The organism is Methylolobus aquaticus (assembly GCF_054172105.1).
In genome coordinates this window covers 1-8,323 of the sequence record NZ_JBSYXP010000034.1, presented here as the reverse complement: position 1 = coordinate 8,323, position 8,323 = coordinate 1, and the positions used below count along the sequence as shown (strand labels likewise).

Below are 8,323 nucleotides of genomic sequence, written 5' to 3'. Positions count from 1 at the left end.
CATGAGCGTAACCGCCCGCCTTCCGCCGCAATACCGCACCCTCGCGGGCGTAGGTCTGCTTCAAGGAGATCCCCACCACCTTGGCTCGGGCGATCTCCAACCAGCGGCTATCCACCGGATGCGCGATCGCTTTCTCCTGCACCGTGGTATCGACAATGATCCGCTCGAACTCTTGTGGCCGCACCGCCTGCGTTACCACCGCCGTGTCCACGGTCGCGCGGAGCAACTCTTCCACCCCGGCTTCACCGATCGCTTTCCGGAACCGGCCGACTTGCGTGGCATCGCACGGCAGCCGGGGCTCGTAGTACTCCTGGCCACTGAAGTACTGCCAGACCACGTTCTCAGACCAGCGTTCCACCACCGCTTCGTCGCTGAGATTGAACGCATGCTTCAGGTACAACAGCGACGCCATCAGGCGGATCGGTAACCGGGGCCGACCCGCCGCACTGACGCCCCCGCCGACCGTCTGCAGACGCGGACCGAACAGGTCGTCCACCGCCACCACCCGCCCGCCGCGATCCCGCCGCTCAAAGGATGGTGACAGCGCCGCTTCCAGCTGCGCCCAGGGGATCCGCCGCGCCAACACCGCCAGCGGATGCCGCAGGTCGATCATCTGGTCCAAACGCGCACGGAAGATGTCGTCAGTCATCGATGTGCCCCGCAATCCCCCAATTATTGCGCCCTATTCCAGCAAATCCCGCGGGATTCCGTTACCCCACGAAACCGCAAAGCGCCGCGTGCCATGCGCCTTCCAGCGATTCTGCAGGGGCGACTATTTATCCAGGCTCTAGGCGGAAAAAACCAGCCGTTAGGATGTTTACTTTTGATCCATGGCGACTCACGCAAAGCTGAGCCCAGGCGCGTTAGTGAAGTCGTCTGGCGCGTTGGCATAGGCTTGATTGTTGCCTAACCATACTGCGCAATACGCGAACGCGCCTGTGGTTTATGGATTACCTATTCCCGCTTTATTCAACGGGGACCTGTAATCTTCCTACTTCGGATAAGAATCCCGCCTGACTCAGCCGAATCATATCGCCAGGGGTAAATCCACTGGCTTGACTCAAGGTGATGTTAATCGCTTTAAACGCCGAAGAGATAAGTTCAGAACAGGCGTATTGCCCGCTGCCTGTCACATCTTGTGGGAGGTATTCAGCCCTATTCAGAACACCAATTATATTGCTCAGATATTTCGGAGAAATATGGGTGAATGCGTCCAACTTCTGCACTCCTAACACCCTGACGGCTTCGAAGTTATACGCTGAAGACTCCTTGGATTCTGCGGCTGATATCACTTGATTTGCCTGATCAGAAGTCAATCCTTGCAGGCGTAATACACCAACGCGGTTAGATTCCTGGAGGAAGTCAGCAAGGCTGCGTGTCTTTACGCCGTGCTGCCACGTTGCATCGATAATCATCCCGTTGCCAAGATAAAGTGCGGAATGCGTGTAGCGGGACCATATCATCAGCTCCGTCATCTGCGATGACAAAGCCGTTGAACACCTCAGGATGATGTCCCCCGGCTTTAGCTCGCTTTCTGGGAGGAACGGCAGCGAAGCGAAGGGATCATCGGGTCCAAACTTCTTGAGCAGTGATTCCAGTCGACTATCTTGTGTTGCCGAAAGCACGGCATCGGGTTGTGTATCGAGCTTTCTCGTTAGATTAGAAAAATGTTGCCGCACTGTAGTAATGGCAGAGGTTTCGGATGCAGGAAGAAACCTGGATAGATGCCACAAAACTCTCCGGTTAATTTGCAGCAGCCCTCTTGTGATGTCGATCACTACCTGCTGATCTTCTGCATTGCTGGCTTCGGCTTCGGTTGCAGTCGGCTGGATATCCGCTGCGTTGAGAATGTTTTTACCAGAGCCTGCCGTAGCAGAAGAGCAGAGCGCAAAAAATAGCCATGCGGCCATGAGTACTATTTTGTTCATGTCGGCATCCCTTCATTCATTTGCGAATTGATCTCGGATAGGAACTTCAATTTGGCGTTGCGCTGATTCCTTCCTACCGTTACCGGACGTTGGGTGTCGCTCGATAAAGCCTAACAAGCAAATTAGCTGCTCTGCTGGGCATACTGATCGGGTGTGATAGGCCGATAGGCAATAACGTCGTGATGGTCCGTTTGCATTGAACCCGACGACCATAACCATAGACCAGATTCCAAAAAATGCCCCCCAACCGCATCAGCATCCTAGTCGCCCTGGAGGGCTCGCACGAGGGGTTGAAGCGCGCGCTGCGTTCAGCGGAACGCAGCCTCGGTGAACTCGCCGTGTCGGCAAAGACCGCCGGGGAAAAGGCCACGGCCGGCGTCGCTGAGGTCAAGGCCGGGATGGCGGCCTTCGGCGCCAGATAAAGCTAGGGAACGGGCAGCCACTCACCGACTGTTGGGCGGCCGCTCGGTTCGAGCGTTTTCCGGAATGGCAGGCCAGCGGTGCCAATCCACGCGGTTAACGAATAGTGGAATCAGAAAGGCGTACCCGAATCCCGACGAGGCCTCGCGCATGACGATGTCGCCATTCTCTGCCCTCTGAAAGGTTCGGGTGTTGTAGGCCCAAGCTGGCGCAAGGAAGAAGAAGAACGAGAAAATGCGCTTGCGCATCGGCAACCCGCGAGCGCTACAGGTGAAGCCCAAGATGCGCTCTTCTCCGCCAAGAGGCCCGTGAACGTTCCAACTCGAGTCCGGCACCAGCTCGAGTAATCGCTGTGTTTGGACGCCCGTTTCATCAACAGCGATGACAGACAGTCGATTTGAGCTAGGTCCTCTGAGTTCAACGCGAGACGGCCTCGCTTTTGCCGATGTTCTTGGCACGCTTGTCCCGGTTTCGGATATGGTGTCGGCATCAACCCAACTGAAAACAGCCTCGGTCAGTGGCATCCGTAAACAGCCCTCGGTGCAACTCTTGGTATCCGCGGCATCGTCAAGACAAAATTGTCCGCTAAGGTCGGGACACTCGCCCTCGCGCACAGCGGTTAACGGTGGCCATTCCTTGGGATAGGGCTTGTGACTCATGTAGACGCAGGCCGTTGTTGACAGCGTCATGACCAGCATGACGAGCACCATGAGCGTCTTACCTGCAATGCAAGGCGGCACCCAAGTTTCTGTAGCCGAAACGCTGACGGTGCTGTTTGCCCTCAGATCGTATGGGTAGCAAAGACCCGACTGCCTCTGGCCTATTCGTTGATTCGGATTGCTGTACATCGATCTTCCCCGGCCTCATTCCAATGGGGCGACGTCAGCCTCACCGCAGCATCGCCCTTGTTGACCTGAATGGGGTGGACTGGTCAGTGGAGCGCAGCCCCGGTGAACTCGCGGTTCGGCCAAGACCGATTGGCCACAGGCCAAGGGAGCCCATTGGGCCCTTAGGTTAAGGTACCTGTGTCAGATGAAGGCAATTGTGAGGCTCGCAAGTGCTTCCCGCCGCACGGACACTGCCAACTTAACTTGACAAGTAGGCTAAGGGCGTAACCAAAATGTGAACCTGCTCAATCCGCGATTCAATAGGCAAATTTACCCAAACCCGACTGAATCTGGCCTCATCCGCGGCATCCACTCGACAACATGCCCCCCAACCGCCTCAGCATCCTCGTCGCCCTGGAGGGATCGGACGAGGGGCTGAGGCGAGCCCTGAGTTCGGCCGAGCGCAGCCTGGGTGAACTGGCCGTCTCGGCCAAGAACGCGGGAGAGAAGGCTTCCGCCGGTGTCGCCGAGGTCAAGGCGGGCATGGCGGCCTTCGGCGACCAGGTCAACCGGGCTAAAGGCCAGTTGCTCGCCTTCCTGACGATTAGCTGGGCCGCTGGGAAAGCGCAGGAGATCGTGCAGATCGCTGACGCCTGGAACCAGATGGCAGCGCGGCTGAAGTTGGCCACCGCGGGGCAGCGCGAGTTCTCGGTCGCACAGCGTGAACTGTTCGCCATCGCGCAACGCATCGGTGTGCCGCTGCAGGAGACGGCGACGCTCTATGGCAAGCTCCAGAAAGCCGTCCGTGGCTTGGGAATGGAGCAGCAGGACGCGCTTGCATTGACCGAGAGCATCTCGCAGGCACTGCGAATTTCCGGAGCCTCAACTGCAGAAGCCCAGGCCGCCCTGTTGCAGTTTGGGCAGGCGCTGGCGGCCGGCATGCTCCGGGGCGAGGAGTTCAACTCGGTCGTCGAGAACAGCCCGCGTCTGGCGCAGGCCTTGGCCGATGGCCTGAACGTCCCGATCGGCCGTCTACGGAAATTGGCCGAGGAAGGCCGCCTGACCGCCGACGTGGTAGTCCAGGCGCTGATGAGCCAGAAGGACATTCTGGCCGCGGAGTACGCGCAGCTGCCACAGACGGTCAGCCAAGCCTTTCAGCGGCTCGGCAACGCCTTCGGCCAGTGGCTGAATCAGGTCGACACCGCCACCGGGTTCACACGCACCCTGGCCCAGGCGCTGACCGCGCTCTCGGCGAATCTCGACACCGTCATGGCGTGGCTCAAGCGCCTCGCCGAAGTCGGGTTGGCGATTCTGATTTATCGCCTGCTACCGGCACTGATCACTGCCTGGGAAACGGTCGGCGTGGCTGCCGTTACCGCGGCCCACGCCTCTGCCGCGGCTTGGCTCACGGTCAACCAACTCTGCCGCCATCGCCTCGCTGGGTGTGCTGCGCACCGCGTTCGCCGCGCTGGGCGCGTTCGCGGTCGGCTGGGAGATTGGCACCTGGCTCTCCGAGCAGTTCGTCGTCGTGCGCCGCGTCGGCATCGCCATGGTCGAGTTGCTGCTGAAAGGCGTCGAGCAACTGCAGTACCGCTGGGAAGTGTTCGCGGCGCTGTTCACGGCCGAACGGATCGATGCGGCGACGCGCCGTCATCAAGCGCGTCTCTCCGAGATGAACCGGATCTTTGCCGAGATGGTCGCCGACGCCGGCAAGGGAACGGCCGCGGCCCAGAATGCGATGACCACCGCCGCCGCCGCCGCCGCCACCGCCACCGCCACCGCCGAGGAAATCACCCAGCGACTCGCCGCGGTCCGGCAAGGGACGCAGGAAGCAGTCGGGCGCGGGGCGGAAGCGGTGCATGCGGCGTTGGACAAGGTCAAGACGCGGCTGACCGCCGTCGAGCAGGCCGCCACCCAGTCCAGCCAGACCGCTAATGAGGCCACGGCGAAGATAGCCGAGGGCTATCGCTCGCTGACCACCGTGGTCGAGAGCACGCTGCAACAACAGGTCGTCGCCGTCCAGGCGCACTACCAGCAGGAACAGGCCGCGCTGGAGACGGCGCGGCAGTCGGAAGCGGCCAAGCTCACGCAAGCCACCCGGCTGCTGACCGACGCCCTGGCCGAGCAGACCCGGCTGCGCCAGCAGGCGACTACCGACAGCTTGTCGCTGCTCGATCAGGAGTCCCTGGCCCGCCTCGAAGCGGCGCGGCGTCACGGTGTGACCGAAGCTGAACGCGAAGCCAATGTGCAGCGCGTTGAGAATGAGATTCTCGCGACGCGTCGGCAGACGTTGTTGGTCGCCGTGGCCGAGTACCGGCAGCACATCGACGCGCTGAATGCCGAAGCCAATCGGCATCTGTCCGAGATCCAGCGCATCGAGGAACAGAAGCGACTGCTCTCGCTCAGCACCGAGGAGCGCATCCGCGAGATCCTCCGCCAGGGTATGAGCGAGGCCCAGGCGCTTGAAGACCGCAAGGCGCAGATCGCCTAGTACCAGGCCGCCGCCCGGGCACAACTCGCCGCCGGTGAGTTCGAACAGTCGCGCCAGTTCGCGCAGAAGGCGCTGGATCTCGCGGCCCAGGTCGCCAGCAGCCAGGCCAGCGAAGCCCGGCGCAGTACCGACGCTCAGCGGCAGTCCGAGCAGGCGGCGACGCAAGCGGTGTCCCTCGAAGCGCAGTCCCGTGACGCCTACCGGCGTAAGGAATACGCGACGGCGGTGCAACTGCACCGGCAGGCCGAAGCGCTGCGGACCGAGAGTGCGCAAAAGGCGCGCGAGGCGGATCAGACGGCCGTGGTCGGCAAGCAGCAGATCAGTCAGGCGATCGGTCAGATCCGCACCTCGGAAGACCTGCTGCGCCAAGCGGTCGAAGGCGAAGCCCGGGCGCACCAGACCGCGGCGCAGACCGCTGTATCCGCCCGGGAGAGCATCCGCCAGACGCTGAGTGCGACCGCCGCGGAGATCGAGCAGGTCACCGCCCGGCTGCGGCAGGGCGTCAGCGTCGCGATCGACGCCGACACCGCCCGGTTCGACCAAGCCATCTTCGCGCTGGACCGCACTCTGTCCGAGAAGGACTATCTGCTGGCGATCCAGGCCGATCTGACCCAGGCCGAACGCCAACTGCAGGACTACGCCGCGCGCCTCAAGGCCGGCGAAACACTGCCGGTGGATGCTGATGTGTCCCACGCCCAGGCCGCGCTGACCCGGCTCAAGGCCTATGCCGAGGAACACGCCGAGTTCGAACTGAGTGTGGTCACCGCCAAGGCCGAGACGGCGCTCAGCAATGTCGCGCGGCAGATCCAGGCGCTGAGCCAACTGGAGACCGAGTCGCAGCATCTTGTCTCGACCAACGTCGCTGCAGCCCGCGCCGAGATCCAGAGCCTGAACGGCGCCAACACGGCGAGCACCCACACCATAACCATCCGGCGGGTCGAAGCGAATGCCGCTGGCGGTTTGGTCGGGTCGGGCGTGCGGACCTTCGCGCGCGGTGGTTCGGTCGCATCCATCTTCCCGCGGATGCACGGCGGTTCGGTGTCGGGCTTCGGCAACCAGGATACGGTCCCGCGAACGCTCGAATTCGGAGCCTTCGTGCTGCGGAAGGCCGCGGTCCGGAAATACGGGAATCCCGCTTTGAGCCGCATCGCCAACGGGGTCGCCCGCTTCGCGGCCGGCGGCACCGCGAAAGCCACGCCGACGGAGGACACGCGCGCGCGATCGTCCCTGCCGAAGCAGAACCGCGACGCGTCCGAAGCGCTGCAGATGATCGAACTCGGCTTGAAGGGCATCGAGGGCTTCACCGGCCGCTTCCAGTGGGCCTACGGTCCTTCCGCGGGTCTCAACTTCCGCGTCGACACGCTGGCCAACTACAACCGCCAGGCGCAGCAGGATCGGGGACTCATTGCTGGGTTCATCGACCGCCCGCAGCTGACCAGCTATGAGCAGGAGACGCTGGAGCGGATCAAGGAGACCTGGCGCCTGGCGATGCGCGCCGCGTTGAATTGGGGCGACGATCTCGAACGCGGGGTGATCGATTACCTGGACGAACACCAGGCCGAGTTCTACGCGCGTGGCGGCATCGCCGGTTCCGATACCGTGCCGGCACTGCTGACGCCGGGCGAGTTTGTCGTCAGCAAGTCCGCCGTGGGCCGGCTCGGTGTCGGCTTCCTTGAGGCGCTGAACAACTTGAGCGTGCCCGCCCGCGCCCTGGCGACAAACGTGCAGGGCTTCGCCGAGGGTGGTTGGGTGCAAGCCACCCATAGTGACAGGGTGCCGCGGTCAGCGCTCACCGACCTACCGGCGGCCACGCCCGCCCGGACGATCCGCGTGGAGCTCGCTGCCGGGAATCGCACCGTGACCGCCAGCGTCGATGCCCGCGACGAAGCCCGTCTGCTCGACTTGCCGAAAGCCGCCCAGTCCCGGGCGACCTGATCCAATGAACCTGACCAACCTGGCCACCGGCAGTGTCGTCACGCTGCCGGACGATCTGCTGTGGGCGGACGAACATGCCTGGACGCCGGTCGTGGCCTCCAACTCGTATCTGCTGACCGGCGCGTTACTGGTGCAATCGGCGGTCCGCCAGGCCGGGCGGCCGATCACGCTGGTGGGACCGGTTGACATGGCGTGGGTCACGCGCAGCGTGGTGGACACCCTGTACGACTGGGCGGCCTCGCCCTTGGGCGAAACATCCGGCCGCTTTGAACTTGCCATGCCGGATGACCGCAGTTTCGCCGTCGCCTTCCACCACGCTGCGACTGCAATCGAGGCCGAACCCGTCCTGGGTTTCCCAGCCCGCTCGGAGGCCGACTTCTACCGCCTGACGTTGCGTTTCCTGACCCTCTGATCTCTTCCCGGATTGCCCATGGCCATTCTGACCGGCGACGTGAAGCTCGTCGCCTCCCAAGTGCTGTCCGACGTCGACGAGGGCAGCGGTGCGCCCACCGCGGTGGTGATCGAGGATGGGGCGAGTAATGCGCTGTTCGAGGACATCTCGGAACTCGATCGCGCCGGCGGCCGGGTCAACCTCCGCAAGGTCTTCGCCAGCATTCAGACCGACACCACCGACACGTACCTCGGCGAGCTATTGTCAAAAGTGGTGTTTAGGGCCGTGCTCGTGGGCTGAGTCAGGCGGCCAACACCTGCTGTTCCGGTGG

At 62.7% G+C, this 8,323-nt stretch carries 8 protein-coding genes and 1 pseudogene; 6 read left to right on the top strand and 3 right to left on the bottom strand.

What is annotated here, in order from left to right:
- Together ACW73L_RS21955 and ACW73L_RS21950 are read right to left on the bottom strand one after the other, a co-directional pair.
- A partial coding sequence (locus tag ACW73L_RS21955; protein ID WP_498924678.1) for a transposase occupies positions 1 to 649 on the bottom strand: 649 nt, incomplete at its 3' end.
- Positions 650 to 965: 316 nt separating this feature from the next.
- On the bottom strand, positions 966 to 1,928 hold the full coding sequence (locus ACW73L_RS21950; protein ID WP_498924677.1) for a YiiX/YebB-like N1pC/P60 family cysteine hydrolase: 963 nt from the start codon (positions 1,926 to 1,928) through the stop codon (positions 966 to 968).
- Between the two features lie 236 nt (positions 1,929 to 2,164).
- On the opposite strand from ACW73L_RS21950, the gene ACW73L_RS21945 reads away from it, so the two are divergent.
- The gene (locus tag ACW73L_RS21945; protein WP_498924676.1) at positions 2,165 to 2,350 is read left to right on the top strand and encodes a hypothetical protein; all 186 of its coding nucleotides are present in this window, start codon (positions 2,165 to 2,167) and stop codon (positions 2,348 to 2,350) included.
- Between the two features lie 21 nt (positions 2,351 to 2,371).
- Here ACW73L_RS21945 and ACW73L_RS21940 read toward each other — a convergent pair whose 3' ends face one another.
- Positions 2,372 to 3,196 carry a hypothetical protein gene (locus tag ACW73L_RS21940; RefSeq protein WP_498924675.1) on the bottom strand — a complete coding sequence of 275 codons (825 nt, stop codon included), beginning with the start codon at positions 3,194 to 3,196 and terminating at the stop codon, positions 2,372 to 2,374.
- Positions 3,197 to 3,556: 360 nt separating this feature from the next.
- Between ACW73L_RS21940 and ACW73L_RS21935 the strand changes: the two are divergent.
- The 5 genes and pseudogenes from ACW73L_RS21935 to ACW73L_RS21915 form a co-directional block, all read left to right on the top strand.
- Positions 3,557 to 4,315, top strand: a pseudogene (locus ACW73L_RS21935) (tape measure protein); the annotation flags it as partial.
- A gap of 304 nt (positions 4,316 to 4,619) precedes the next feature.
- A complete protein-coding gene (locus tag ACW73L_RS21930) occupies positions 4,620 to 5,666 on the top strand; it encodes a hypothetical protein (protein ID WP_498924679.1) in 1,047 nt (348 codons plus the stop codon).
- A gap of 168 nt (positions 5,667 to 5,834) precedes the next feature.
- The gene (locus ACW73L_RS21925; RefSeq protein ID WP_498924674.1) at positions 5,835 to 7,601 is read left to right on the top strand and encodes a hypothetical protein; all 1,767 of its coding nucleotides are present in this window, start codon (positions 5,835 to 5,837) and stop codon (positions 7,599 to 7,601) included.
- Positions 7,602 to 7,605: 4 nt separating this feature from the next.
- Complete coding sequence (locus ACW73L_RS21920; protein WP_498924673.1) at positions 7,606 to 8,013, top strand: hypothetical protein; 408 nt, start codon at positions 7,606 to 7,608, stop codon at positions 8,011 to 8,013.
- An 18-nt stretch (positions 8,014 to 8,031) separates the two neighbouring features.
- On the top strand, positions 8,032 to 8,292 hold the full coding sequence (locus tag ACW73L_RS21915) for a hypothetical protein (RefSeq protein ID WP_498924672.1): 261 nt from the start codon (positions 8,032 to 8,034) through the stop codon (positions 8,290 to 8,292).
- The last annotated feature ends 31 nt before the right edge of the window (positions 8,293 to 8,323 follow it).